Source organism: Burkholderia sp. JKS000303 (assembly GCF_002563755.1).
GTDB lineage: Bacteria > Pseudomonadota > Gammaproteobacteria > Burkholderiales > Burkholderiaceae > Burkholderia > Burkholderia anthina_B.
On the sequence record NZ_PDBZ01000003.1, the window covers coordinates 106,319 to 133,042 of the forward strand.

Below are 26,724 nucleotides of genomic sequence, written 5' to 3' on the forward strand. Positions count from 1 at the left end.
CTAGACGATCGGTCTAAAAAAGGAGAACGCATGTTCCAGGGCATCGTGATCGACAAGGACGACACCGGCCAGCACGCGCGGCTGCAAACGCTGGACGACGCGCAACTGCCCGAGGGCAACGTGACGATCCGCGTCGGCTATTCGACACTGAACTACAAGGACGGGCTCGCGATCACCGGCAAGAGCCCGGTGGTCCGCAAGTTCCCGATGGTGCCGGGCATCGACCTGGTCGGCGAAGTCGAGCACAGCACGCATCCGGATTACCGCGCGGGCGACCGCGTCGTGCTCAACGGCTGGGGCGTCGGCGAAACGCACTGGGGCGGCCTCGCGCAGAAGGCGCGCGTCGACGGCGACTGGCTGGTGCCGCTGCCGTCGGCGTTTTCGCCGCAACAGGCGATGGCCATCGGCACGGCCGGCTACACCGCGATGCTGTGCGTGATGGCGCTGGAACGGCACGGCGTGCGCCCCGACGACGGCGACATCGTCGTGACCGGCGCGGCAGGCGGGGTGGGCAGCGTCGCCACGGCCATCCTCGGGCGGCTCGGGTATCGCGTCGTCGCCGTGACCGGCCGACCGGCGGACGCCGACTATCTGCGGCAGCTCGGCGCCGCCGAGATTCTCGATCGCGCGCAATTCAGCGAACCCGGCAAGCCGCTCGGCAAGGAACGCTGGGCCGGCGCCGTCGACGTGGCCGGCAGCCACGTGCTCGCGAACGTCTGCGCGACGACGCGCTATCGCGGCGTCGTGACGGCTTGCGGCCTCGCCGCCGGCATGGATTTCCCCGCCACCGTCGCGCCGTTCATCCTGCGCGGCGTCACGCTCGTCGGCATCGACAGCGTCATGTGCCCGCGCGCCGAACGGCTCGAGGCATGGCGCCGGCTCGCGACCGATCTCGACGTCGCGAAGCTGGGCGCGATCGGTCATCAGGTCGGCCTCGGCGACGCCATTCCGCTCGCCGGCGAACTGATCGGCGGCAAGGTACGCGGCCGCATCGTCGTGGACGTCAACGCGTGACACGCGCGACGGCACCCCGTCGTTTGTTTTCAGGCCGGCGGCTCGTGCATCGAGACCGGCCGGGCCACTTCATCCAGGAGACCTCATGACCGCTGCAGACAACGCTCCCATCAGCCGCTTCCCGGTGCCAGCTCTTGAAGACCTGCCCGACGACATTCGCGAACGCATCGCGGCCGTCCAGGAAAAGTCGGGCTTCATCCCGAACGTGTTCCTCACGCTCGCGCATCGCCCGGACGAGTTTCGCGCGTTCATGGCGTACCACGACGCGCTGATGGACAAGCCGGGCAATCTCACGAAGGCCGAACGCGAAATGATCGTCGTGGCGACCAGCAGCGTGAACCAGTGTCAGTACTGCGTGATCGCGCACGGCGCGATCCTGCGCATTCGCGCGAAGGATCCGCTGATCGCCGATCAGGTCGCGACCAACTACCGCAAGGCCGACATCACCGCCCGGCAGAAGGCGATGCTCGACTTCGCGATGAAGGTGTCGCAGACCGCGCATCAGGTGGGCGAAGCGGACTTCGACGCGCTGAAGTCGCATGGCTTTACCGAAGAGGACGTCTGGGACATCGCGGCGATCTCGGCATTCTTCGGGATGTCGAACCGCATCGCGAACGTGACGAACATGCGGCCCAACGCGGAGTTTTACGCGCTGGGGCGTTGAGCGCACGCGACGTTCGGGGACGCGGCGGCCGTGCCGCGCCCTCTATCGACGCCGATAAACGACGCCCTCGCCCGGCTCCGGCACCGCAGCGGCCGCCTCGTCGAAACGCTCGCGCGCTTGCGCGATCGGCTGCTTGTTTTTCTCCGCCCACATGACGAGCGCCATCACGGGCTCCAGCAGCGTTTCACCGAGCGGCGTGAGCGCGTAGTCGACACGCGGCGGAATCGTCGCGAACACCGTCCGCGTGACCAGCCCGTCGCGCTCCAGCCCACGCAATGCCAGCGTCAGCATGCGCTGCGAAATCCCTTCGATCTCGCGTTTCAGCTCGTTGAAACGCCGCGTACCGTCGTTCAACGTGGCGATGATGTAGAGGCTCCATTTGTCGCCGATGCGATCGAGGATCTGGCGGGTCGCCTGGCAGTCGTTGTCGCTGGGTCGGGGCATGGTGGCGGGAACATCGATGTGACTGGGGCACAACCCTGTGCGTTCTTGTGGTGCCCGGGTGCGAACCCTAGCATTCCACATGCATTTCGGTAACCGAGTTATCAAAAGTTACCGGGTGCTCATCTTATCCCGAAAGGAACGCTCATGAGCCGCATCCTGCTGATCACATCCAGCCCCCGCAGCACCGACAGCCTGTCCACGCGCTTCGCGCACGACCTCGCGCGGCAACTCGCGGCGCGCGACGCAAACAGCGCCGTGACCTTGCGCGATCTCTCCACCGATCCGCTGCCGCATATCGACGACGCTTACATCGTCGGCCGCATGCTGCCGCCGGACGCGCGCAGCGCCGAACAGGCGCAGGCCGTCGAGCTGGCGCAAGTGCTGATCGACGAACTGCGCGCCGCCGACATCGTCGTGATCGGCTCCGCGATGACCAACTTCGGCCCGTCCACGCAGCTGCGCGCGTGGTTCGACCGCGTGATCTGGCCGCAGGTCACGTTTCGCTATGGCGAAAGCGGCGTCGCCGGCATGGTGGAAGGCAAGCAGGTCTATCTGGTCACCGCCAGCGGCGGCGTCTTTTCGGAAGGCCCGTATGCGCCCTTCGACTACCAGTCCGGCTATCTGAAGCATCTGCTCGGGTTCATCGGGATGACCGACATCCGCGAAGTGCGCGTGGAAGGCACCGTATTGGGTGCCGATGCGGTGCAAGCAGCGATCGCGAAGGCCGGGCAGGAATTGCACGCGCTGGTGGAACAGGCAGGTTGATATGACGGCAGCGCCCGCCGATCCCGCGGCCGCGGGCGCTGCCGACCTCAACCAGCGCTCGCGGCTGCCAGACGCAGGTATTTCTTCGGACTCAACTGATAGAACTGCTCCATGACCAGCGTATGGGACGCTTCGTCGACGTCAACGATCTTGATGGACCCGTTCGTCAGATACTGGCCCGGCGTGAAGCCGTAGTAGTAGTCGCCGAACTTGACTTCGACATCGTTGTCCCTATGTCGCTGCACACCGGTGGCGGCATGCGTGCCCACGGAGATGATCAGCCGATTCATCCGGAGCGTCACCGGGTTGAAATTGATGTAGGTCACGGTCCACACATTGCCGAGCGCGTCCCGGTAACGCGACACCACTTCGGGAAACTTCTCGTACGGCTCGTCCGCCGGGCCGTAAAAATCATTGTCGACACGAACGGCCCTCGGGCTTTTCGCCTGAATCGCCGCGAACGCTTCCGCTTGAGGATCGCTGTTTCCGCACCCTGCAAGCAGCACCATGCCGATCATCGACACCGTCAATAGATGAAACTTCATTGCCCCCCCTTCTTCAAGCAATCCAAACCACTTCGGCACGTACAGGCGGCGCTACGCCGTCGGCAACGATCACCGACACCGCCTCGGCCTAGCGTTCGATTTCGCGCGTGTCGTACAGGAACATATAGTCGTGCTGGGTGCCGTCGCTGTCATGCGACTCCTGGATCACCTGAACGATCGCGCCGGGATGGTAGGTGAAGAGCTTGTCGTTCTTCATGCGTGCCTCGGCTTCCGCATGGAGGCGTGGGCCAACGATCACGGTCGTCTTGATTCCGTTCGACGAGCGCTTGTACGTCGACGCGAAGTACATGACGCCAAAACTGTCCTGATCCGTCGTGTTGTATGCCCACGAGCAGCGATCCGGACTGCGCTTGCCGTTCGGGTCGAAGGTTTCGCAACCGTGGGTGGCATCGACACGGGAATCCTGGTCGCTGTACAGAACGATCTTGTGCCCCTGGACGGTGAAACTGCCGTAGTACGGTGCGGCATATCCTGCAGTCGATGCGACAAGCAGGGCGAGCGAGAGCATGGTCTTTTTCATGATTGGTCTTTTGGTTGAGATTGTGGATCCTGCCTGGTTCTTCGCATCCGGCTATCGTTTTTCTCCCCCGGATTCATGGTCGCTCGCGGAGCACCCCGACGGCGACTCGGCGTGCGACACGAGCTTCGCGGCATCCGGACTCCCGAGCAACGCGTGCCGGGCCGCGGCATCGGCAAACCCGACGCGGTAGCGCCCCTGTTCGTCCGGACCGTCGACGATGCTGCCGCCGTACAACACCAGCATCCGACGCATCTCCCGTTCCGCGACGCCGTCCCTGAACGTAAGCCACACGTCGCCGCACGAACCCGTCGAACCGCGCGTGATCGTCACGTCTGCGCCGCCCCCGTCGCTTCCGACATAGTGGGCGATGACGCCGGCCTGTACGACGACGAGCGCGACGAGTGCGGGCTGAAGGACCGCCGCATGGTCGACCATCCATCTGCGCAGCCGTCCGACCCATGACGATCGCGCGACGTGCGCTTCGGGCTGCGCCCGTGTTTCGTTGCCCTCCGGAGCCAATCCCAGCCGCGCGGACGTCGTCGCGTACGACTGCTCCTCGGTGGCAGCCATGCTCTCCTCCCAGAACAGCTCCGCCGCCGTTTCCAGGATCTGCAGTTCCGTGCGTAATGCTGCATCGTCGCGCAGGCGTTCGACGACGCGTTGACGCTCATCGTCGGAGAGCTGATTGCGCAGGTAGGCAATCAGGACATCGTCGTCGCCGGACACCGGACCCTGAGCGTCAGTCATGCTTGCCTCCCGATTTCCGTCGCACGCACTCGACGACCGTCGACTTGGTCTCCGATACGCGACGACGGATTGCATTCGCCGACCCGGTTCGAGTCAGCGCCTGGATTTCGGTGTCCGTATAGCCCTGCAATGCAAGCTTGAACGTCTCGCGTGCGAGCGCGGACAGCTTCGCGAGACACGCGTCGAGGAGCCGCTTCATGCCTGTCGCCTCGGCGTCCGCCTCCGCCCCGGGAGCCGTGTGCCCGCCTTCGTACAGCAGCTTGTCGAAGTCCACGCCGTCGGCGACCATGCCGTCGAGCGACTGAAAGCGCTGCGCGGATTTACCGAGCGATGCGAGACGCGTGGACAGCTTGTTGATGGCCGCCTTTCCCAGGTAACGCGTCAGTACCGCCTCGAACTGCTCCGGCGCCCCTGCCATTTCCGAAGGATTCTTGAAGTTGTCCGGCTTGTCGAGAAACACATCGACGACCGTCGCTTGCCACGCGTCTTCCACGTCCTCGCGAAACGACCAGTGATAATGCCTCCCTGCAAACCGGTAGAACGCGGTACGCGCGCTCAGGAGAAACGGCTTGAACCGCTCGCTGTGCATGAAGTCGCGCAGGGATCCCCCTCCCGGAAACGCGTTCGGATGCTCTTCTTCGTGGACGGTCATGATCGAACACCAATGATTCAAACGAACAACACCCTCTTGTGCCGCGTGGGCACTTGCCATGTTCGGCCGCACCGCACCCCGGCGCACCGGCTCCGGCCTGAATTCAGGCAGCCTTCCTTTTCTTGCGCATGAACCACCAGCCCAGCACGGCCACTTCCGCCGCGAGCAACCCCGCATACTTCAACGCAACGCCATAGCCGGTCTCGCGGATCTTTGACTGATCCTTCTGGTTGAACTTCAAGTAGCCCTGCCTGGTTGGCTCGAACACCGTCCTGACGTTCTGGTAATCGCGAACGTGACATCCCGTCGCCGTCGGTTCGAGGACGATCTTCCCCCGGAACGACTTCATCACGTAGTTGCCGCCGATATAGAGATTGTTGAATTCATTCTTCTGGCAAGCCAGTTGCAGGAAGTTCTGCATCTGTGCCGGCTTGACGAAGCGGACATGCTTCAGCATCTCGGCACTGGACGGCTGTTCGCATGCTTGCGCGCAACTGTCGACCATCCGCATCACGACGGCGTGACTGGTGATCATCGGCGTCAGCTTGTCGATCAGCGTTTCCCTGGCGGAATCGGGCGTCAGGCCGATGCGAATCGGCTTTTCGGGCGCTTCCAGATACTCGGGGAGTTCGTCCAGATAGCCCGGCGCGGCGACCACACGCGCCTGGGTCGTCTGAACGCCGGCAACAAAGATCGATGCCGTCTTGTACACGGTGAAGACAACCAGGCACCAGAAGCCCACTATGAGAAGGCGTCCCAGGGTCTTCATGGCCAATTCGAAGTCCGCGACGTCGCTCGCTTGCGCGGCCGACTGATACTCCCCTTGCAGCTCCTGAAACCGGTCGTAATTGACCTTGGACCTCGCCGAATCGATCGTATCGGAATAGTTGACCCCAGCCCTGGACTGCCGGTATTCCGAACCGACGCCTGCACCCGGGTCGCTGAATCCGCCCTGATCGTTTCTTGAATAACCTTCCTGATCTCTACTCACCGACTTTCCCCTCGTCTGTTTTTAAGTTTCCGGCTTGCCTGCAGCAAGCGCTCTCGGCAATCGCATGCGCGTCACTCAGTCAACGGTCGTCAGCACCGGATCCCGCCCGTATGCGTCGCGGTAGCGCGCCCGGTATTGATCAACGGAGGCGGCACGTCCGACTTTCGGAAGCAGCGGAATCAGTTTCTCGGTTGCCTTGACGAAACCGTCGTCCACGGCGTGTTGCAGAAAAAGCGCGGCGGTATAGAGGTCGGCCGGCTCGCGCGCTTCGTTCAGTCTCCAGTTGCCGTACAGCGCTTCCGCGAGCGGATAGCGGCGACCGGCCGCATAGACGGCGTACGCCGTCGCTTGCGCACGCATCCGGTACCAGATCTGATCGGTAAGCATCGGCGGACGGTTCTGCAATGCCATCGCCATCGCGGTCATCGAGAAGAGGTCGCCTTGTTCGGCCTGGTCGTGAATGCGATTCGCCACGTCGGGGTTCTGCCAGATGTCGGGAAGCAGTGCGAGCATGCGGCTCACCTCCGCATCCCAGCGGGCTGCCCCCGCTACAGCGGGAGCAGCGTCACTCGCATCCGGCGCTGCAACCGGCTCCGCCGTCGCCCCGCGCGATACCGAGAGCAGCGCGGCCGGTTGACGCACGCTCATGCGCGGCCCCGGCGCCGCCGAGTCCGACAGCTTCAGATCGCCGACCAGGCCATCGTTGAACCAGGGCCGCTGCGTATCGGCCGTTGCGCCCGATACCATGATCTGCGTGTGCCTCAGCATGGTCAGCATGTCATCGCCTGTCCGCATCTGCTGACTCAGGTAGTAGGCGAACGGACTGTGGTCGTAGCGGGTTGCCCCGAGCCAGAACGAGTCGAGCGCCACTCCGCCGGGTTGGGTCGCGAAAGCGATGAGTTCGCCATGCCCCGCGTCCACTTTCGTCATCACCTGCCTGCCCGCCCCGCGCACCGCAGGGCTACGGCATGCATCGAGCAAGACGATCACGGCACGCGGCGCGCCGCTGCTCGCGGAACTTCGTACGTAGCGCAACGGAATCGCATAGCGTTGAAGATCCGCGTGCGTCACCTTGCCGATCGGCACGGGCAGGTCGACAGGAATCAGGTAGTTCTCGCCACCGTTCTCGAATCCGTGACCGGCGTAATAGACGAGGGCAATTGCAGCTTTGGACGCCACCTTGCCGAAACGGTCCAGCGCATCGAGCATTTGGCCGCGCGTCTGATTCTCTTCGAGATCGACGGTAAAACCGACCGATCGCAGGCTTGCGGCAATGAGTCCGGCATCGGACAACGGTGAGCCTAGGCGATCGGCGCCACGATAGACCGCATTGCCGATGACGAGTGCGACGCGCGGCGCGGAAGCAACATAAGCGGATGTGGAAGGCTGCGGCTCCGCTGCGCCGCCGGGCAATGAGAACGCGGCGGCAAGCAATGCAACGAGCCATGCATTCAACCGGCTGAAACCGGCGGTGCGCCCGCTGATATTCGCGCCCGTTATTTGGCGCAAGTTGCGCGCACAACTGAACTGCATCTCTTTCCCCGTGAGAAGCCGATCAAGTCCGGTATTGCTGGGTGATTCATCGAAACGGGTAAATTTCTTATATTTACCTTTCAGTGTTTCTGATGATATCGGTATCCAGTTCTGGTCGTCGGCGGATTATACGATGGCCCAATAGCGAGTCGGCATGAAATTCGGTGGATCGTCCGGCCCGCATAGGGCGCGACTCACCGTTCGAAACATCACGACGCAGTCGTCCAGCTCCAGTCGACGGTAAATGGCTGACCGTTCCTGATGCCGCTCACCGTGGCTGTGTACGGCGCACCGGCCTGCAACGGATGCAGCGGCGTGCAGACCGCCGCACCATGCAGTTCGGCGCCGATCGACGCCGTATCGGGATCCACCAGTTGGCACGGCACGTTCGTCCCTTGCGATGTGATCAGGAACGACCGGATCGACAGCTTGTCGGTACTCGCGCCCTGCAGTGTCACCGGATAGCCGACATTCGCACCGATGAATTGCGGCACATCGTTCAACGGATTCGGATTTTCGTTGGCGACCCAGGTTGTCGATATTCCGGTCTGGCCGTCATACGGATAAGCCACGAGGTGATTGCTGCCGAGTGTTTTCGCGTTGTCCGCGAAATCGATATTCAGTGCCTCGGCCCACGACACTGCACCCGGCACGAAATTCGTATCGACTGCCACGCCCGTGGCACCAAAATCGGACAGCATGACAATGCGATGAAACGGTGCATCGATCAGTGTATGGATCGGCAGCAGCGAATCGATTCCGTTTGACGCGGACGGGCCGCTCACGGAGAGCACGATATTGACTTCACCGGTAAAGCCGGACGGATAGAGCGCGGCAATCCGGCTTTGCGGATCGATGCCGGTAAAACCGGGCCTGCCCGCGATCTCGTAGTGTCCGTTCACGCCGTTCGCCACCATGTAGTCCGCATGATTCTGCGCCGCTCTGGCAATCGCGGCGTTTTGCGGAAGCACGCGCAGGCCGATGGTCTGACGCAGCGCGTTCAGGAAGCCGATCGAGTCGATCGCCACATCGCCGACCGGCGAGTATGTGACGGGCACGGCAGCGACCGGCACAAGCGAAGCCGGCGTATTCGCCACGCTGCCGGTTCCCGTCGATGCCTGTCCGGCCTGTCCGTCCGAAGCGCCACCGCCCCCTCCACAGGCCGCAAGACCGGTCAGCAGTACCGCAACCCCGCACGCTTTCAGCGCAATCGATATTTTCATGATGGTTTCCGATTTATTGTTGGACCTGCCACCCGCTGTTCGTCTTCACCAGCGCTACCTTGGCTGCCACTGGCGCACGCATGCCGTCCACACCGGCAAAATCGTCGCGATTTGCCCAGCCCGGCAGATCGTCGACCTTCCACGTGAAATCGACGTAGGTCACTGACATACCTTCAACACTGCTCGGAACCGTCCACTGACGGACCTCGTCCACGACCTTGCGACCGACACAGAAGCCCTGCCCGGGTGTCCATACGTTTTTCCCGGCCCCCGCCGGCGTGACCTGCACCTGGAGGATGTCGCCACCGAAGAAGCCCGTTGCCGTCACACGGCTCAGCGCGACATAGCCCTCTTTCCTCATGCCGAGAAGAATCGGGTGAATGTGTTGCATGTCGGCTGATACGCGCAGCGGAAACACCGCGTTCCGGTCGGTGACAGACCAGCACACGCTGCCGTCCTTTGCCAGCCCGGTGTTCAGCGCATCCTTGATGTCGCCTTTCGACGGACCGGCGTGGCACCCGGTCAACGCAAACGACGCGATGCAGGCGGCTGCCGCAACGCCGGTGAACAACTTCGTCATGGAGTTCCTCGACAAGAGTGGGGTCTGTTCGAAGCGACTAGTGCCGCCTCAGGACAACGGCCCGACTCCGCGGACCGCTCTACTCCCCTATTCATTGCGATCGCGGCATTTGTTCGCTTTTTTTTATCCGACTGCCGGAGTGGTTCTGCACGCCCGGCCCGATCGACCACACTCGAAAGCCCGGGCACAGCGCGGCCCGGACTGCCTTTCCAAAAAAAGTGCGAACAAATCCGTCATTCCAGGCGAATACGCAGGTACCGGGGCACGAGCTCATCCGGCACGACGAAAACGGAATCGCCGGAATCGGCAAACCCGCGTCATGACGCGGGTTCAAGAATCGACCTTCGGGGTCGTTGGGCGGATGAATGCATCCGCTGCGGTCAGAAGACGGCCAAACGTGCGGCGGTAGCGAGGCGAAGCAACCTGCTTCGCCTATTTCAGGCAACTTTCATCGAGCGAGCAAAAAATGTTTCTTTTCATCATTTTTCTTTTGATTGTCGTGGGCATGCTGGTCTGGGGATCCGCCAAGAAAAAGGAGCTGAAGCAGCAGGTGCGGCAAGCGATCGCATTGAGCGAAGGTGACGGATATTCGTTCTTCCACGGACATAGCGGCATCGCCATCAATACGAAGACGAAGCACATCGCCGTTGCTGAGAAATGGAAGGTCAAGGCCTATCCGTACAGCGACGTTCGCAGTTGGGAAGCCAGCAAAGTGCACGCAGGACAGACCCGCATGACCGCCTTCGGCGGCGCGACCGGCGCACTCGAAAATGTCGGCAATCACCACCTCGCGAAACTGAAGGCGGACGCCATGAGCGGCTTCTTCGTCAGGGTCGCGGACATCGAGAACACCGAGTGGCATATCCAGATGGTGAGCGAGAAGGAACAGGCGCGCTGGATGGAAATCTTCCGGCAGCACATCAATGAAGCCTGAGCGGCTCTTATCCGAATCGGCCGTCCGCGCTGTTCAAATCGCGCGGTGTATCGAACGAGCAATCGCGCGCCGGCGCGCGATTGCTCGTACTGCAAGCCCGGATTCGCGCGACCGTCCACACCGCTCACCCGGTTTCACCGACAACTCGAGCGTCAGCGCTCACTCCAACCCCTTCAGCGCCTGCAGCCCGTCCGGCAGTTTCGCGTCCGGGAACATCGTCGACAGCGTCGTATCCCGCCACCGCGCCGCCTCTTCCGCGCGCTGCTTCTCCGCCTGCTCGCACACGAACAGCGCATCGCCGCCGAGCAGCAGGCGCATCGGCACATCGTCGCGGCGCGACAGTTCGACGATCAGCGCCGCGATCCGCGCGGGATCGCCAACCTCATGGCCGCCGTACGCGCCGAGCAGTTCGAGAATCTTCCCGACCGACGGCTGGTAGTCGGGTAGCAGGCCGTCGACGTCGCGCTTCGCCTGCGCGGCCCATTCGGTCCGCATCCCGCCCGGCTCGAGCGTACACACGCGCACGCCGAACGGCGCAACTTCCTTCGCCAGCACGTCGCTGAACCCGCCCACCGCCCACTTCGCGGCCTGGTACGCGGACAACCCGGCCGTCGACGTGCGCCCGCCGACCGACGACACCTGGAAGATGTGGCCCGCGCGCTGCGCGCGCAGCGTCGGCAACACCGCGCGCGTCAGGTTGATCACGCCGAACAGGTTCGTTTCGATCTGGTCGCGGAAGTCGTCGGCGCGCATCTGCTCGAACGGCGCGGTATGACCGTAGCCCGCGTTGTTCACCAGCACGTCGATGCGGCCGAACGCGTCGCGCGCGGCGGCCACCGCATGCGCGGCCGCCGTGGCGTCGGTCACGTCGAGCTCCATCGGCAGCACCCGGTCGGCATACCGTTCTTCCAGATCCGCGAGCCGCGCGGGATCGCGCGCACCGGCCACCAGCCGGTCACCCGCCGCCAGCACCGCTTCCGAGATTGCGCGCCCCAGGCCGCGTGCGGCCCCTGTCACCAGCCAGACTTTCGACATTTCTCACACCTCGATGAAGTTGAAACCACAAAATGAATGATTACTCACTCATTAATATGAGCGATGACGCGATCGTTCACGCGATCCATCGCCCTGCCTGACATCACTGCCGCCGCAAACGCATCGCGTCGCCTGCTTTTCCCGTTACACCGGCCGGCCGCTCACACGGCGTGCAACACGGCCCACAACGCCCGAAACCCGGCTTCCCGGTACGCATCGGCCAGCGCCGGCGCACGCGCGATCGACTCCATCGCGGTTTCCGCGATCGACGTGAACAGCGCCGCACAGAACGCGTGTGCGTCGCCAGGCGCCAGCCCGCTCGACATCGCAGCCTGCTCGGTCAGCAGCGAATGCACCGCGCCGAAGCCCTCCGCCCCGACCGCGCGATGCGCATCGTCGATGCGACCGCTCACGCCGAGCTGCTGCAATGCGTGCCGTCCTTCCGGATTCGCGACGCCCCACGACACATAGCCGTTCCATGCATGCCGCATCGCCTGTTCGGCCGGCGCGTGCTCCGGATACCCGGTCATCATCGCGTCGCGCATCCCGGCCTTCAGGCTCACGTACAACGCGTTCAGCAGCGCGTCCTTGGTTTCGAAGTACGTGAACACCGTGCCCTCCGCGACGCCGGCGAGCCGCGCGATGCGCGCGGTGGTCGCGCTCGCGCCGTCCTCCGCGAGCGCGCGGGCGGCGGCGGCGAGAATGGCGTCGTGCTTGTCGGGACTGCGCGGTCGGGCCACGTTCGATTCCTTTAATGAGTGAGTGCTCAATCATAATCGTGCCAACGTATCGAATTCAAGCGCTGTTACATATGGGCGAACCCATACGCAATCACTCAAAACCGTGCACTATTAGCGTTTTCACGTACTGGCGCGCCAACGCACCGGCGCCCGGCGCTTCGACGTTCGTTCCACGCTCACCCGTTTCAGACCGCGAACCACTTCATGACGAATCAGCCCAACCAGACCGAAGCCGACCGGCCCGTCGACATGATCATCTTCGGCGGCGGCGGCGACCTTGCCGCCCGCAAGCTGTTGCCCGCGCTGTACATGGCGCACCTGCACTGCAACCTGCCGCCGGAGACGCGCATCATCGCGGTCGGCCGCCGCGACTGGGGCATCGACGGCTACCGCCAGTTCATGGACGAGCAGTCGCGCCCGTTCATCGACGACAAGGCCTTCGACGCCGACGCATGGGCCCGCTTCCTCGACCTGTTCAAGTACGTGCTGATCGACGTGAATGCGCCGGAAGACTACGCGCGGCTCGGCGAAGCGGCGCGCGGCGACGCGATTCGCGTGTTCTACCTGTCGACGTCGCCGGAGCTGTTCACGACGATCTGCGACAACCTGTCGGCTGCGAAGCTCGTCGATTCGCGCTCGCGCGTCGTGCTCGAAAAGCCGCTGGGCCACGATCTCGCGTCGGCAAAGGCGATCAACGATGCCGTCGGCAAGCACTTCGAGGAATCGCAGATCTATCGGATCGACCACTATCTCGGCAAGGAAACCGTGCAGAACCTGATGGTGCTGCGCTTCGGCAACCCGATCTTCGGGCCGCTGTGGCAGGCGCCGAGCATCCGCAGCGTGCAGATCACGGTCGCGGAAACCGTGGGCGTGGGCAGCCGCGCGGGCTTCTACGACCATACCGGCGCGCTGCGCGACATGGTGCAGAACCACCTGCTGCAGCTGCTTTGCATCGTCGCGATGGAGCCGCCGGTGTCGCTCGACCCGGACGCGGTGCGCGACGAGAAGCTGAAGGTGCTGCGCTCGCTGCGGCCGATGGCGCTGTCGGACGTCGCGCGCGACACGGTGCGCGGCCAGTACACGGCCGGCGCGGTCGACGGCCAGCCGGTGAAGGGCTACCTCGACGAGGAGAACGTGCCGGCGGACAGCCACGCGGAAACCTTCGTCGCGCTGCGCACGCACATCAACAACTGGCGCTGGGCGAACGTGCCGTTCTTCCTGCGCACCGGCAAGCGGCTGCAGCGCCGCCAGTCGGAAATCGTGATCGAGTTCGCGGACATGCCGTTCTCGATCATCCCGAGCGGCCCGCGCCACTACAGCAACCGCCTCGTGATCCAGCTCCAGCCGGAAGAGTCGATCCAGTTGCAGATGCTCGCGAAGGAACCGGGCAGCGGGATGAAGATGGTGCCCGTGAGCCTGAACCTCGACCTGCAGCAGGCGATTCCGGAACGGCGCGCGGAAGCGTACGAACGGCTGCTGATCGACGTGATCCGCGGGCGCCTCACGCACTTCATGCGCCGCGACGAGCTCGAAGCCGCGTGGTCGTGGGTCGAGCCGATCCTCGACGGCTGGAAGCAGCTCGGCGATCGTCCGCGCCTCTATACAGCCGGCACGTTCGGGCCGGCGGCCTCGTCGGCGCTGCTCGCGCGCGACAACATGTCGTGGTCGGAAGAGGCATAAGGCGCACAACACGCGACGGCGTGCCCGCGGCGCAAGCGCCGCGCGGCACGCCGGTGCATGACGGCGGCCGCCCGCCTCCCCCTCCCGCCTGCCGCGCTTACAGCGGCCCCACCCACGCAGCCTTGCGCCGCGACGACGCATCGCCGCTGCCCCCGCTGCCGCCCAGCACCTCGATCATGTAATCGACGAACGACGCGATCCGCGACGAAATTGCCGTGTTCCGGTAATACACCGCGTTGATCGGCTGTTCGACGTCGAGCGTCTGCCGCGCCAGCACCTGCACGAGGCGCCCGGCCTCGCGATCCTGCGCGGTCATGAAATCCGACAGGCACACGACGCCCGCGCCATCCAGCGCGAGCTGCCGCAGCGTCTCGCCGCTCGACGACCAGATGCCGGGCTCGATGCGCGACGGCTCGCCGTCCGCGCCGAGGATCGGCCACACGTTCAGCGATTCGGGCTGCGTGAAGCCGAGCAGCGTGTGCTTGTCGAGCTCCTCGACCTTGCGCGGCTGGCCGTGCGCTTCGAGATACGCGGGGCTCGCGAGGATGCGCAACCGGCTGTTGCCGATCCGTCGGCTGTGCAGCGTCGAATCCTTGAGCCGGCCGATCCGGATCGCGACGTCGGTGCGCCGCTCGAGCAGGTCGATGATCCCTTCGTTGCTGTTGAGCTCCAGATCGACCTTCGGGAAGCGCTCGCGGTAGCCGCGCACGAGCGGCACGATCACGTGCAGCATGAACGGCGTCGCGGCATCGACGCGCAGCCGCCCCGACGGCATCTCGCGCCGCGCGAGCATCTGCTCCTCGGCGTTCTCGACCGATTCGATGATCGCCCGCGCGTTCTGCAGGAACGCGCGCCCTTCTTCCGTCAGTTCCAGCCGGCGCGTGGTCCGGCGCAGCAGCGTGGTCTTCAGCTTCTCCTCGAGCCGCGCGAGCGTGCGGCTCGCGGCCGACACGGTGAGGTCGAGCTGCTGCGCGGCGGCCGTGATCGAACCGGTGTCGACCACGGCCGCAAAGGCCTGGAGTTCGTCGAGCGTGATTTTCATTATTGATCTGAAATCAAAACAATTTGGTTTATAGACCAGTTTTTCCGCAAAAGTAAAGGCGGCACACTGCGATCCATCCTTACTGGAACCAGGATCCCATCATGCCACTCGCCCTGCTCGCGCTGACCATCAGCGCCTTTGCCATCGGCACGACCGAATTCGTGATCGTCGGGCTGATCCCGACGATCGGCGCCGATCTCGGCGTCAGCCTGCCGTCGGCCGGCCTGCTCGTCAGCCTCTACGCACTGAGCGTCGCGATCGGCGCGCCGCTCCTCACCGCGCTCACCGGCCGCGTGCCGCGCAAGACGCTGCTCGCCGCGCTGATGGCGCTGTTCACCGTCGGCAACCTCGTCGCCTGGCAGGCGCCGAGCTACGAATCGCTGATCGTCGCGCGCATCCTCACGGGCCTCGCGCACGGCGTGTTCTTCTCGGTCGGCTCGATCATCGCGACCACGCTCGTGCCGAAGGAGAAGGCCGCCAGCGCGATCGCGACGATGTTCAGCGGGATGACCGTCGCGTTCGTCGCCGGCATTCCGCTCGGCACCTTCATCGGCCAGCACTTCGGCTGGCGCGCGACGTTCCTGATCGTCGCGCTGTTCGGCCTCGTCGCGTTCCTCGGCGCGGTGGCGTTCGTGCCGCGCGGCCTCCCGCGGACGCCGCCCGCGCCGCTCGCCCGCCAGTTCCGCGTGCTCGCCCAGCCGCGCCTGCTGCTCGTCTACGCGATGACGGCGGTCGGCTACGGCGGCTCGCTGATCGCGTTCACGTACATGGCGCCGCTGCTCGAACAGATCGCCGGCTTCACGCCGTCTCAGGTCAGCCTCGTGCTCGTCGGCTACGGCGTGTCGGTCGCGTTCGGCAACGTGTGGGGCGGCAAGCTCGCCGATAGCGTCGGCCCGGTCAAGGCGCTCAAGCGGATCTTCCTGCTGCTCGCGATCGTGCTGCTCGCGCTGACCTTCACGGTGCACGTGAAGTGGCTCGCGGTGCTGACGATGCTCGCGTGGGGCGCGGTCGCCTTCGGCAACGTGCCGGGCCTGCAGGTGTACGTCGTCAAGCAGGCGCGCCACTTCGCGCCAGACGCCACCGACGTCGCGTCGGGCTTCAACATCGCCGCGTTCAACCTCGGCGTCGCGGGCGGCTCGTCGCTCGGCGGCCTGATCGTCGCGCACGTCGGCCTCGGCCAGACGCCGTGGATCGCGGCGGCCGTCACGCTCGGCGCATTCGCGCTGACCGCACTGAGCGGCCGCCTCGACCGCGGCGCGGGCCTGCCCGAACGCACGGCCGAACCCGTCGAACTCGCACATTGAACGTCACTTTTTGCAGGAGCCAGACAGCATGAACGCATCGACCCGACGTCCGCCGTTCGCCGGCAAGACTTTCGAAGTCCGTTACGACGGCCTCACCGCACTCAACGCGTACGACGAGGACGGCCTCCACATGCGCTACGAGATCACCGAAGGCCCGTACGCAGGCGCCAGGGGCGAAGTCGAATACACGTGGCAGCACGTCGCCGGCGAGACCTACGCGATCGCGTGGCAGGAAGCCGATCGCGCAACGGTCGTCCATATCGACGATTTCGCGGCCGGCACGTCGCACACGTTCTTCACCGCGTCGTCGCTCGATTTCCACCGGCTCGCAGGCAGCCTGCGCGCGGTCTGAACGCAGGGAGATCCCAACCATGTCCACCTCACTCGCCAGGCTCGCCGACGGCGGCTTCAGCATCGGCATCGAACTGCCGCTCGACAACGACTGGTCGCCCGCCGGCGACGCGAAGCGCCAGCATGACGGCCGCCGCCCGGGCGTGCCCGACCTCGAAAGCCACGCCGCGCTCGCGCGACTGGCCGACACGCTCGGCTTCCGCGCACTCTGGGTGCGCGACGTGCCGGTGTACGACCCGTCGTTCGGCGACGCCGCGCAGGTGTTCGAAACGTTCTCGTATCTCGGCTACCTCGCCGGCATCACGCGCGACATCCTGCTCGGCACGGCGGCCGTGGTGCTGCCGCTGCGCGAACCGCTGCTGACGCTGAAATCGGCCGCGACGATCCAGGAACTGAGCGGCGGGCGCCTGCTGCTCGGCGTCGCGAGCGGCGACCGGCCGGTCGAATATCCGCTGTTCGGCCGCGACTTCGCATCACGCGGCGCGACCTTCCGCGACCAGATCGCGCTGCTGCGCGACGGCGCGCGCGGGCATCTGCCGCCGGGGCTCGACGTCCTGCCGGCCGCACGCTCGCCGGTGCCGCTGCTCGTCGCGGGTCTCGCGCAGCAGACGCCCGCGTGGATCGGCGAGCACATGGACGGCTGCCTCGCGTATCCGGGCACGCCGGCCGATCACGCGCAGCGCGCCGCGAACTGGCGCGCGGTGGCCGACAACAAGCCGTACGTGAGCTTCATCCACCTCGACCTCGCGGAAGACCCGCACGAACCGCTGCAGCGGCACCGCTTCGGCGCGCGCGCCGGACGCATCGCGCTGACGGAAGAACTCGCGGCGATGCGCGACGCGGGCGTGCAGCACATCGGCCTGCATTTCCGCCGCAACCGGCGCCCGCTCGACGAGACGCTGTCGGAGATCGCGTCGGACGTGCTGCCGGCGTTCCACGCGAACGGCGCGGCGAACCCGCTGGCGCGCACCGCCTGAGGCCGGCATCGCGCCACGCCGGCCGGATTCACGACCCATATTTGATTTCAAATCAAATATTTTTGACCTCTAACGGCGTTTATCTCATCAGTTCGAAACGCCAGAATGCCTTCCATACCGCAACCGTTCCGCCCTTTCAGGAGCCCACCATGAGCAACATTCCCGCATTCGGCCTCGGCACCTTCCGCCTGCAAGGCCAGATTGTCATCGACTCGGTCCGTAACGGCCTCGAAGTCGGCTACCGCGCGATCGACACCGCGCAGATCTACGGCAACGAAACCGAAGTCGGCGAAGCGATCGCCGCGTCGGGCGTGCGCCGCGAAGACCTGTTCCTCACGACGAAGATCTGGGTCGACAACTACGCACCGGAAAAGCTGGTCGCCAGCCTCGAGGAAAGCCTGCGCAAGCTGCGCACCGACACCGTCGACCTGACGCTGATCCACTGGCCGGCCCCGGGCAACGGCGTGTCGATCCAGGCGTTCATGACCGCGCTGGCCGAAGCGAAGGCGAAGGGCCTCACGCGCCAGATCGGCATCTCGAACTTCAACATCGAACTGACGAAGGAAGCGATCGCGGCCGTCGGCAAGGATGCGATCGCGACGAACCAGATCGAACTGAGCCCGTACCTGCAGAACCGCAAGCTGGTCGAGTTCCTGAACGCCGAAGACATCCACGTCACGTCGTACATGACGCTCGCATACGGCAAGGTGCTCGGCGACCCGGTGATCGGCGCGATCGCGCAGCGTCACGACGCGACGCCGGCGCAAGTCGCGCTCGCCTGGGCACTGCAGCTCGGCTACTCGGTGATTCCGTCGTCGACCAAGCGCGAGAACCTCGCGAGCAACCTGCTCGCGCAGACGCTGCGCCTGACCGGCGAAGACATGGCGCAGATCGCCGCGCTCGAGCGCAACGGGCGCGAAGTCGACCCGGCCGGCCTCGCGCCGAAGTGGGACTAAGCGCGCCGCGCTCTCATCCGATATGACCCGTCCGCGGCCAGCCGGCCGCGGCACCGACAGGACCCCATCATGAAGCAAGACCCGCTTTTCCAACCGCTGCAATTCGGCACGCTGACGCTGCCGAACCGCATCGTGATGCCGCCGATGACGCGTTCGCGCGCCAGCCAGCCCGGCGACGAAGCCAACGAACTGATGGCCGCGTATTACGCGCAGCGCGCGAGTGCGGGCCTGATCGTCAGCGAAGGCACCTATATCGCGCCGCTCGGCAAGGGCTACGCATGGACGCCCGGCATCCACACGCCATCGCAGGTCGCCGGCTGGCGCAAGGTGACGGACGCCGTCCACGCCGCGCACGGCCGCATCTTCGCGCAGCTCTGGCACGTCGGTCGGCTGAGCCACACGAGCCTGCTCGGCGGCCAGCAACCCGTGTCGTCGTCGCCGCTCCAGGCGAAGGGCGTGAACGTGTTCGTCGCCGGTGAAGACGGCAGCACGCCGGGCTTCGTGCAGGCGTCCGAGCCGCGCGCGCTGTCCGTCGACGAGATCCGCGAGATCGTCGATCAGTACCGCGCCGCCGCCCGCCACGCGATCGACGCCGGCTTCGACGGCGTCGAACTGCATGGCGCGAACGGCTATCTCGTGAACCAGTTCATCGACTCGAACGCGAACACGCGCACCGACGCATACGGCGGCTCGCTCGAAAACCGGCTGCGCTTCCTGCGCGAAGTCACGCAGGCGCTGATCGAGGGCACCGGCGACGCATCGCGCGTCGGCATCCGCCTCGCGCCGCTGACCACGCTGAACGGCTGCGTCGACGACGATCCGGAAACGACCTATCTCGCCGCCGCGAAGCTGCTCGGCGAACTCGGCGTCGGCTACCTGCACATCGCGGAAGCCGACTGGGACGACGCACCGCTGATGCCGGTCGTGTTCAAGCAACAGCTGCGCGCCGCCTACCCCGGCGTGCTGATCTACGCCGGCGCGTACACCGCCGAGCGCGCCCGTGAAGCGATCGCCGCCGGCTGGGCCGACCTCGTCGCATTCGGCCGCCCGTTCGTCGCGAACCCCGACCTGCCCGAGCGCCTGCGCACCGGCGTCACGCTCACGCCGCATGACCGCAACACGCTGTTCGGCGGTGGCGCGCAGGGCCTGACCGACTATCCGACGCTCGTGCAAGCCGCGGCGTAACCGGCGCATTCACATGAGAATCACGCTCCCTTCCCGCCTGGGTTTCGGCACCGCGCCGCTGGGCAACATGTATCGGGCCATCCCGAACGACGAAGCGCTGGCCACGGTCGACGCCGCCTGGGAAAACGGTATCCGCTACTTCGACGCGGCGCCGCTGTATGGCGCCGGCCTCGCCGAGCTGCGCCTGGGCGAAGCGCTCGCCGGCCGGCCGCGCGACGCGTATTCGCTCGGCACCAAGGTCGGCCGCCTCGTGCTCGACGAGCACGAGGACGCATCGCAGCGCGATCTCGGCGAGAAGGGCGGGCTGTTCCAGCACGGCCTGCCGAACCGGATCGTCTACGACTACACCGAAGACGGCACGCTGCGCTCGATCGAAGCGAGCCTGAAGCGGCTGCGCACCGACCGCCTCGACACCGTGTGGATCCACGATCCGGCGATCGACTTCCACGGCGAGCACTGGCTCGACGTGTTCGACGTCGCGATGTCGGGTGCCGCGAAAGCGCTCACGCGGCTGCGCGACGAGAAGGTCATCGAGGGCTGGGGCCTCGGCGTGAACCGGATCGAGCCGTGCACGCTCGCGCTCGAACGCTCGGACCCGGACGGCTTCCTGCTGGCCGGCCGCTACACGCTGCTCGACCATGCCGGCGCGCTCGAACGGCTGATGCCGGAAAGCGTCGCGCGCGGGCTCGGCCTCATCGTCGGCGGCCCGTACAACTCCGGCGTGCTCGCCGGCGGCACCCACTTCGAATATCAGCCGGCCACGCAGGCGATGCTCGATCGCGTCGCGCGCATCCGGCAGATCAGCGAACGGTTCGGCGTCGACGTGCGCGCGGCGGCGCTGCAGTTCTCGCTCGCGCATCCGGCCGTCGCGGCCGTGATTCCCGGCGCGAGCCGCCCCGATCGCATCGACGAGAACCTGCGGCTCGCGTCGGCGCCGATTCCGGCCGCGCTGTGGGACGCGCTGAAAGCCGAACGCCTGATCGCCGAGCATGCGCCGACGCCGGCCGGCGCGGCCTGAGGTTCCCGGGCTGAATCGGCAGGCGCACATGACTATCGCCGCGATCGTCATGTGCGCATTGCGGCCGGCGCGATTGGCGTCTAGCGTTTACGGGTTTGCCGATGGTTGACCTTCACCCGACCTAAAAGGATGCCCTGCCATGCGAAGCCGTTCCCTGCAACGCGCCACGCTGCCGGCCGCCGTGGCCTGCCTTGCGCTGGCCGTCTGTACCGTCTCCGCCCACGCCGACGAAGCCGCCGGCCTCGCGCCGCCCCAGCCGGCCACGCCCGTGCTGTCGACGACCGCGGCCGGCGTGCAGGTCTACACGTGCGACTACGACGCCGGACACAAGCTCATGTGGGTGTTCCAGCACCCGGAAGCGATGCTGTTCGACAGCAGCGGCACGCTCGTCGTCCGGCACGGCGCAGGGCCGTCGTGGGAGGCGACCGACGGCAGCCGGATCACCGGCAAGAAGCTCGCGCAAGCGCCGGGCGCGCAGCCGGGCAGCATCCCGCAACTGCTGCTCGCCGCGACGCCGGCCGCAACGGACGCGAAGACCACGACCGGCGCGCTCGCCGGCGTGCGCTTCGTGCAGCGGCTCGACACCGCGGGCGGCATGCCGCCGGAATCGGCGTGTTCGACCGAGCATGCGGTCGGCCGTTTTCCGTATTTCGCGCGTTACGTGTTCCTGAAGTAACGCACGACGACGGCTACCCGAATCCGGGGCGTCACTGCCGCACCCATTTGATCAGTTATCCTCCATTTCCACGATGCTGCTCCGGCCGTCGCGCAACGACCCGGCCTCAGCGAATCCGCATCGACAACTCGACATCGCCGCCGAACGGCACCGACAGGTAGCCGTTGCGCGGTGCGCGCACGTAGTCAAGATAGTCGGGACTGTATTCCGCGTTGTCGGCGACGACGAACGCGCCGGGCCGCAGCCGCGGCTCGACCCGCGCGAGGATCTCCGGATACAGCGCCTTCGCGCCGTCGAGCAGCAGCAGGTCGACGGTATCCGGCAGATCGACGGCCAGCGTGCGCAACGCATCGCCTTCACGGATCTCCACGAGATCGTCGAGCCCGGCCGCGGCCAGGTTCGCCTGCGCCCGTGCAACCTTCGATGCCTCGAACTCGCTCGTGATCAGCCGCCCGCCGCCGTTGTCGCGCAGCGCGGCCGCGAGGTGCAGCGTCGAGATGCCGAACGACGTGCCGAATTCGACGATCGCGCGCGCGCCGCTGCCGCGCGCGAGCATGTACAGCAGCGTGCCCGTCTCGCGCGACACCGCGAGCGGATAGTCCTTCAGGCGTGCATAGAAATCGGCGTAACCGGTCTTGCTGCGCATCAGCCGCACGTGCTCGTCGTGCGTCAGGTCGGCGAAGTCCGGATGCGACGCAGGCGACGACGCATCGGCTTCGTCGAACAGGCGCGCGAGCAGCGACGCCAGCGGGTCGTGAATCAGGGTGGTCATGCGAATCTCCGGTGTCAGGTTGAGTGCATCAGTGCACCTGGCTAGAATATGACGAACCATTCACGTTTTACCATTCGCATTGGCAGCCCCGTCATGACCGACCGCCGCAACGCCCCGATCGCCTCGCGCAGACAGCCTCGGCAGGCCCGCTCGACCCAGCTCGTCGACGACGTGCTGGAGGCCGCTATTCAGGTTTTGACGACCGAAGGCGCGCAGCGCTTCACGATGGCGCGCGTTGCCGAGCGCGCCGGCGTGAGCGTCGGCTCGCTGTATCAGTACTTCCCGAACAAGGCGGCCGTCCTGTTCCGGCTCCAGCACGACGAGTGGCGGCAGACGTCCGGGATGCTGTGCGGAATGCTGCAAGACGCGCAGAAGACGCCGCCCGAGCGGCTGCGCACCGCCGTCCACGCGTTCATCCGTTCGGAATGCGACGAAGCGCCCATGCGCATCGCACTCGACGATGCGGCGCCCCTCTATCGCGACGCCCCCGAGGCGCAGGCCGTGCGGGCCGAGGGCAACCGGATCTTCAGCGCGTTCATGCGCGAAGCCCTGCCCGACGTATCGGACGCCACGCATGCGATCGCGTGCGAGCTGGTCATGACGACACTCACGACGGGCGGCAAGGCGTTCTCCGAGACCGCACGCACGCCGGCGGAAATCGACGCCTATGCGTCCGCGATGGCCGACATGTTCTGCGCGTACCTCGCGCATCTCACGCCTCTCGCGCCGGATTGATGCAACGCGGGGCCAGAACAAGTGGCAGCGCAGCCCGCGCGCGGCACCGGTATCATCCGGATGCAGATTGCGCACGGCCGCGCATGGCGTCATACGCGGTCGGTTTCACGCACCTGCGCAGCCTCGATGAAAGATATTTGTAATATTTAGATGCACCACCCGCTCCCGCCCTGCCCGCCGACCCCGCATTCAAATAATCGCCTTAACGGATTCGAACTAGGCGTATACACGCGTTCCGCGACGACGAAGCCCCGTTACACGCCGATATAAGCGCTGAGACATGCGCTGCATGCTCTTCCCCCAATGGGACGTGATGGGCCGTTCGCCTAACCTTCGCTACGGCAAAGCACACGTGACGGGGTCGACCACACCACGCGTCGTACGACGCGACACACTCGCGCCCGCCGCATGGCGCGTACGACGACACGAATCACATGTCATGCGTCCCCACGACGTTGCCGATCATTCCAACCAGATTCGAGACACCCTGACGGCGGTCCGCTACGACCGTTTCAGTACGCTGATAAAGGAGCAAGCTCATGAGTGATACCCCGGTGCAGCCGACGGTCGGCGTCGGCACGGAAGAAACGGACTTTGGCACCAAGGGAGTCCTCGACCGGTACTTCGACATTTCGTCGCGCGGCAGCACGCAGCGCCGCGAGATCGTCGCGGGCGTGACCACTTTCCTCGCGATGGTCTATTCCGTGTTCGTCGTGCCCGGCATGTTCGGCAAGGCCGGCTTCGACACGAGCGCCGTGTTCGTCGCGGTCTGCCTGACCACCGCCTTCGGTTCCCTGCTGATGGGCCTGTGGGCGAAGCTGCCGATCGCGATCGGCTGCGCGATTTCGCTGACCGCGTTCACCGCGTTCGGCCTCGTGCTCGGCAAGGGGCTGCATCCGACCGTCGCGCTCGGCGCGGTGTTCCTGATGGGTCTCGTGTTCACGGGCATCTCGGTCACCGGCGTGCGTTCGTGGATCCTGCGCAACCTGCCCGCGGGCGTCGCGCACGGCACCGGGATCGGCATCGGCCTGTTCCTGCTGCTGATCGCGTCGAACGACGTCGGGCTCGTGATCAAGAACCCGGGTGCCGGCCTGCCGGTGTCGCTCGGCCAGATCACCGCGTTCCCGGTCATCATGTCGGTCGTCGGCCTCGCCGCGATCTTCGGTCTCGAGAAGCGGCGCGTGCCGGGCGGCATCCTGCTCGTCGTGGTCGCGATCTCGCTGGTCGGCCTGATCTTCGATCCGAGCGTGAAATACCATGGCATCTTCGCGCTGCCGTCGCTGAGCACGCCGGGCCACGCATCGCTGATCGGCGCGATGGACATCAAGGGCGCGCTGTCGATGGCCGTGCTGCCGAGCGTACTGGCGCTGGTGATGACCGCCGTGTTCGACGCGACCGGCACGATCCGCGCGGTGGCCGGACAAGCCGGCCAGCTCGACGAGAACGGCCGCATCATCAACGGCGGCCGCGCGCTGACCGCCGATTCGATCAGCTCGATCTTCTCGGGCTTCCTCGGCGGTGCGCCGGCTGCGGCCTACATCGAGTCGAGCGTCGGCGTGGCCGCCGGCGCGAAGACGGGGCTGGCGGCAGCGGTGGTCGGCCTGCTGTTCCTGGTCGTGATGTTCTTCTCGCCGCTCGCGGGCCTCGTGCCGTCGTATGCGACCGCGCCTGCGCTGATGTACGTCGGCCTGCTGATGCTCGGCAGCGTGAGCAAGCTGCACATGGACGACATGGTCGACGCGATGTCGGGGCTCGTCTGCGCGGTGTTCATCGTGCTGACCGCGAACATCGTGACGGGCATCATGCTCGGCTTCTCGACGCTCGTGATCGGCCGCATCGCCAGCGGCGAATTCCGCAAGCTGAACGTCGGCACCGTGCTCATCGCCGCCGTGCTCGTCACGTTCTATCTCGGCGGCTGGGCGATCTGACCGCAGAACATGCGCGACGCTGCCGGCAGAAGGGCGGCGCGCATCGGGACGATCACGTCTCCTCCACCATCCTCGTTGATGGTCTCCAAGCCTGGAAACGCCTGTTTCCAGGCTTTTTTTGTCTGCGCGGCCGCGATTGCCGCTCGACGGCCAAACGGACTACGAACCGTCGATGCGCGGCACGGCGCGAGGCGTCAAATCCACTGGTCGTTCTCGACCGTGCGTGCGCTGGTTGCGCTGTCGCCGGTATTCACGACGCCGCGCGGCTCGATCAGCAGCAGTTTCACTTCGCCCTGCGCACAAGGCTTGTGCTCGATACCTTTCGGCACCACGGCCATTTGCCCGGTACGCAGTTCGATCGAACCGTCGCCGTGCGGGCCGCCGCGAAAGTCGATACGCAGGATGCCGTCCAGCACGATGAAGGTCTCGTCGGTATCGCCGTGCCGGTGCCAGACGAATTCGCCTGCGAGCTTGACGACCTTGAATTGGTAATCGTTCATTTCCGCGACCACACGGGGTTGCCAATGGCCGCCGATCAGCGCGATCTTGCCCGCCAGATCAATCGTTTCGCATTTGCCGCGCGCAGCGGGCGTCGTAGGGGAATGTGGTGATGCCGACATCGTTCTCTCCGTGTGGGTGGGGATACGTTGCCGAGCATAGGCCGCCGCCGGCGGACCGTATTGAACGATCGTGGGACGCCCGCTCACCCACGGCGCATGACGTCTGCGACCTGGAGCCAGTGTCCGGGCGTGTGACCGAAGGCCTTCAGAAAATGCCGTGTCATGTGACTTTGATCGGCGAAGCCGGCGTCGGCCGCCGCGCCCGCAAGCGACGCGCCTGAACGCAGCATGCCGCGCACGGCACCGAGCCGGCGCATCGTCAGATAGCGATACGGACTCGTGCCGTAGAAGGTCCGGAAATCGTGGGACAGACTCCAGCGGTCGCGTCCCGTCACGATTTCCAGTTCGTCGAGCGTGACGACTCGCGTGAAGTTGGCATGCAGATAGTCGCGCGCACGACGTGCCGCCAGATAATCGCCTTTCCCTCGCGAGCGCGGCATGTCCGCGACGGCGGCAAGCGCGTGTACGAGCTCGACCAGCGCTTCGCTCTGTTCGAGCGGCTCGAGCCTGTGTCCGACGTGTTGCAGCAGGCTTTCCGTCGCGGCCGCGATACGCGGATCGCTCGTCACGCCACCTTCGATGAACGGCAACGCGCGGCCGCCCAGCACCGCCTGGAACAGCGCAGGTTCGACGTAAATCATCCGGTAGCGGAACCCCTCGCCCGTACCGGCCTGGCCGTCGTGTGCCTCGTCGGGATGCAGCACCATCGTATTTCCCGGGAGGCTATCGCGCCGAGAGCGGCGATAGTTGAAACTCTGCACGCCCGCCAGCGTGCGGCCGATCGCATACGTATCGTGCCGATGCATCGCATACGCATTGCCTTGAAACCAGGCTTCGATGCGCTCGACGCCGTCGATCGGCGTCGCATGCATCATCCAGTCGTGGGGCGACGAGGCTGCTTTTCGGGACATGACGAATTGAAAAACGCAGGGAAACGGGAGGTGTGCCGGTGCAAACCGCGCACCGTTCCGCGCAGCATGCCACATCGGCGCGGCGCGCACCGCCGTGTATCGACATGCCGTTCCGGGTGACGCGTTCGGCGTGCCGCCGCCCGATATCCGACGCACACCCG

Annotated in this window: 29 protein-coding genes; 14 read left to right on the forward strand and 15 right to left on the reverse strand. The window is 65.6% G+C overall.

The window, feature by feature from the left end:
- Window positions 1–30: 30 nt before the first annotated feature.
- Window positions 31–1,014, forward strand: coding sequence for an acrylyl-CoA reductase (NADPH) (gene acuI, locus BX604_RS28300; RefSeq protein ID WP_098554162.1), 984 nt, complete (start codon window positions 31–33; stop codon window positions 1,012–1,014).
- Window positions 1,015–1,099: 85 nt separating this feature from the next.
- Complete coding sequence (locus BX604_RS28305; RefSeq protein WP_098554163.1) at window positions 1,100–1,678, forward strand: peroxidase-related enzyme; 579 nt, start codon at window positions 1,100–1,102, stop codon at window positions 1,676–1,678.
- 42 nt (window positions 1,679–1,720) lie between these two features.
- On the opposite strand, the gene BX604_RS28310 is transcribed toward BX604_RS28305, so the two are convergent.
- Window positions 1,721–2,155, reverse strand: a complete 435-nt coding sequence (locus tag BX604_RS28310) for a winged helix-turn-helix transcriptional regulator (RefSeq protein ID WP_179894935.1) — start codon at window positions 2,153–2,155, stop codon at window positions 1,721–1,723.
- A gap of 111 nt (window positions 2,156–2,266) precedes the next feature.
- On the opposite strand from BX604_RS28310, the gene BX604_RS28315 reads away from it, so the two are divergent.
- Complete coding sequence (locus BX604_RS28315; RefSeq protein ID WP_098554165.1) at window positions 2,267–2,887, forward strand: FMN-dependent NADH-azoreductase; 621 nt, start codon at window positions 2,267–2,269, stop codon at window positions 2,885–2,887.
- A 47-nt stretch (window positions 2,888–2,934) separates the two neighbouring features.
- On the opposite strand, the gene BX604_RS28320 is transcribed toward BX604_RS28315, so the two are convergent.
- The 8 genes from BX604_RS28320 to BX604_RS28355 all read right to left on the reverse strand — a co-directional run bounded on the left by BX604_RS28320 (window position 2,935) and on the right by BX604_RS28355 (window position 9,699).
- The gene (locus BX604_RS28320) at window positions 2,935–3,432 is read right to left on the reverse strand and encodes a hypothetical protein (RefSeq protein WP_098554166.1); all 498 of its coding nucleotides are present in this window, start codon (window positions 3,430–3,432) and stop codon (window positions 2,935–2,937) included.
- Between the two features lie 88 nt (window positions 3,433–3,520).
- Complete coding sequence (locus BX604_RS28325) at window positions 3,521–3,973, reverse strand: hypothetical protein (RefSeq protein ID WP_098554167.1); 453 nt, start codon at window positions 3,971–3,973, stop codon at window positions 3,521–3,523.
- A 51-nt stretch (window positions 3,974–4,024) separates the two neighbouring features.
- A complete protein-coding gene (locus BX604_RS28330; protein WP_098554168.1) occupies window positions 4,025–4,699 on the reverse strand; it encodes a hypothetical protein in 675 nt (224 codons plus the stop codon).
- A gap of 13 nt (window positions 4,700–4,712) precedes the next feature.
- Window positions 4,713–5,372, reverse strand: coding sequence for a hypothetical protein (locus tag BX604_RS28335; protein WP_098554169.1), 660 nt, complete (start codon window positions 5,370–5,372; stop codon window positions 4,713–4,715).
- Window positions 5,373–5,475: 103 nt separating this feature from the next.
- A complete protein-coding gene (locus tag BX604_RS28340; protein WP_143748140.1) occupies window positions 5,476–6,363 on the reverse strand; it encodes a hypothetical protein in 888 nt (295 codons plus the stop codon).
- Window positions 6,364–6,438: 75 nt separating this feature from the next.
- Entirely contained in the window at window positions 6,439–7,896 is a 1,458-nt protein-coding gene (locus BX604_RS28345) for a caspase family protein (RefSeq protein WP_098554171.1), read from the reverse strand.
- Between the two features lie 209 nt (window positions 7,897–8,105).
- The gene (locus BX604_RS28350) at window positions 8,106–9,119 is read right to left on the reverse strand and encodes a CAP domain-containing protein (protein ID WP_143748141.1); all 1,014 of its coding nucleotides are present in this window, start codon (window positions 9,117–9,119) and stop codon (window positions 8,106–8,108) included.
- A 13-nt stretch (window positions 9,120–9,132) separates the two neighbouring features.
- The gene (locus BX604_RS28355; RefSeq protein WP_098554173.1) at window positions 9,133–9,699 is read right to left on the reverse strand and encodes a hypothetical protein; all 567 of its coding nucleotides are present in this window, start codon (window positions 9,697–9,699) and stop codon (window positions 9,133–9,135) included.
- 466 nt (window positions 9,700–10,165) lie between these two features.
- On the opposite strand from BX604_RS28355, the gene BX604_RS28360 reads away from it, so the two are divergent.
- Entirely contained in the window at window positions 10,166–10,633 is a 468-nt protein-coding gene (locus BX604_RS28360; protein ID WP_098554174.1) for a DUF4755 domain-containing protein, read from the forward strand.
- A 159-nt stretch (window positions 10,634–10,792) separates the two neighbouring features.
- Here the strand turns inward: BX604_RS28360 and BX604_RS28365 are convergent, their stop codons facing one another.
- Window positions 10,793–11,668: an SDR family NAD(P)-dependent oxidoreductase gene (locus tag BX604_RS28365; RefSeq protein ID WP_098554175.1), complete on the reverse strand. Its 876-nt coding sequence runs from the start codon at window positions 11,666–11,668 to the stop codon at window positions 10,793–10,795.
- A 161-nt stretch (window positions 11,669–11,829) separates the two neighbouring features.
- Window positions 11,830–12,408 (reverse strand): TetR/AcrR family transcriptional regulator, encoded by a 579-nt coding sequence (locus BX604_RS28370; protein WP_098554176.1) that lies wholly within the window; start codon window positions 12,406–12,408, stop codon window positions 11,830–11,832.
- Window positions 12,409–12,612: 204 nt separating this feature from the next.
- On the opposite strand from BX604_RS28370, the gene zwf reads away from it, so the two are divergent.
- Window positions 12,613–14,088, forward strand: coding sequence for a glucose-6-phosphate dehydrogenase (zwf, locus tag BX604_RS28375; protein WP_098554177.1), 1,476 nt, complete (start codon window positions 12,613–12,615; stop codon window positions 14,086–14,088).
- A gap of 97 nt (window positions 14,089–14,185) precedes the next feature.
- Here the strand turns inward: zwf and BX604_RS28380 are convergent, their stop codons facing one another.
- A complete protein-coding gene (locus BX604_RS28380; RefSeq protein ID WP_098554178.1) occupies window positions 14,186–15,130 on the reverse strand; it encodes a LysR family transcriptional regulator in 945 nt (314 codons plus the stop codon).
- 101 nt (window positions 15,131–15,231) lie between these two features.
- Between BX604_RS28380 and BX604_RS28385 the strand changes: the two genes are divergently transcribed.
- The 7 genes from BX604_RS28385 to BX604_RS28415 all read left to right on the forward strand — a co-directional run bounded on the left by BX604_RS28385 (window position 15,232) and on the right by BX604_RS28415 (window position 21,597).
- Window positions 15,232–16,434, forward strand: coding sequence for an MFS transporter (locus BX604_RS28385; protein WP_098554179.1), 1,203 nt, complete (start codon window positions 15,232–15,234; stop codon window positions 16,432–16,434).
- 28 nt (window positions 16,435–16,462) lie between these two features.
- Window positions 16,463–16,786: a MoaF-related domain-containing protein gene (locus tag BX604_RS28390; RefSeq protein WP_098554180.1), complete on the forward strand. Its 324-nt coding sequence runs from the start codon at window positions 16,463–16,465 to the stop codon at window positions 16,784–16,786.
- A 19-nt stretch (window positions 16,787–16,805) separates the two neighbouring features.
- Entirely contained in the window at window positions 16,806–17,762 is a 957-nt protein-coding gene (locus BX604_RS28395) for an LLM class oxidoreductase (RefSeq protein WP_098554181.1), read from the forward strand.
- A gap of 149 nt (window positions 17,763–17,911) precedes the next feature.
- Entirely contained in the window at window positions 17,912–18,718 is an 807-nt protein-coding gene (gene dkgB, locus BX604_RS28400) for a 2,5-didehydrogluconate reductase DkgB (RefSeq protein ID WP_098554182.1), read from the forward strand.
- 69 nt (window positions 18,719–18,787) lie between these two features.
- Window positions 18,788–19,903: an alkene reductase gene (locus tag BX604_RS28405; protein ID WP_098554183.1), complete on the forward strand. Its 1,116-nt coding sequence runs from the start codon at window positions 18,788–18,790 to the stop codon at window positions 19,901–19,903.
- 13 nt (window positions 19,904–19,916) lie between these two features.
- Window positions 19,917–20,921, forward strand: coding sequence for an aldo/keto reductase (locus BX604_RS28410; RefSeq protein ID WP_098554184.1), 1,005 nt, complete (start codon window positions 19,917–19,919; stop codon window positions 20,919–20,921).
- Window positions 20,922–21,060: 139 nt separating this feature from the next.
- Window positions 21,061–21,597: a DUF3455 domain-containing protein gene (locus BX604_RS28415; protein WP_098554185.1), complete on the forward strand. Its 537-nt coding sequence runs from the start codon at window positions 21,061–21,063 to the stop codon at window positions 21,595–21,597.
- A 106-nt stretch (window positions 21,598–21,703) separates the two neighbouring features.
- Here BX604_RS28415 and BX604_RS28420 read toward each other — a convergent pair whose 3' ends face one another.
- The gene (locus BX604_RS28420; protein WP_098554186.1) at window positions 21,704–22,369 is read right to left on the reverse strand and encodes an O-methyltransferase; all 666 of its coding nucleotides are present in this window, start codon (window positions 22,367–22,369) and stop codon (window positions 21,704–21,706) included.
- 48 nt (window positions 22,370–22,417) lie between these two features.
- Between BX604_RS28420 and BX604_RS28425 the strand changes: the two genes are divergently transcribed.
- Window positions 22,418–23,104, forward strand: coding sequence for a TetR family transcriptional regulator (locus BX604_RS28425; protein WP_098554187.1), 687 nt, complete (start codon window positions 22,418–22,420; stop codon window positions 23,102–23,104).
- Window positions 23,105–23,643: 539 nt separating this feature from the next.
- On the forward strand, window positions 23,644–25,032 hold the full coding sequence (locus BX604_RS28430; RefSeq protein ID WP_098554188.1) for an NCS2 family permease: 1,389 nt from the start codon (window positions 23,644–23,646) through the stop codon (window positions 25,030–25,032).
- A 194-nt stretch (window positions 25,033–25,226) separates the two neighbouring features.
- Here the strand turns inward: BX604_RS28430 and BX604_RS28435 are convergent, their stop codons facing one another.
- Both BX604_RS28435 and BX604_RS28440 read right to left on the reverse strand, forming a co-directional pair.
- Window positions 25,227–25,652, reverse strand: a complete 426-nt coding sequence (locus tag BX604_RS28435; RefSeq protein WP_098554189.1) for a cupin domain-containing protein — start codon at window positions 25,650–25,652, stop codon at window positions 25,227–25,229.
- 83 nt (window positions 25,653–25,735) lie between these two features.
- Window positions 25,736–26,563 (reverse strand): AraC family transcriptional regulator, encoded by an 828-nt coding sequence (locus BX604_RS28440; RefSeq protein WP_098554190.1) that lies wholly within the window; start codon window positions 26,561–26,563, stop codon window positions 25,736–25,738.
- Window positions 26,564–26,724: the final 161 nt, after the last annotated feature.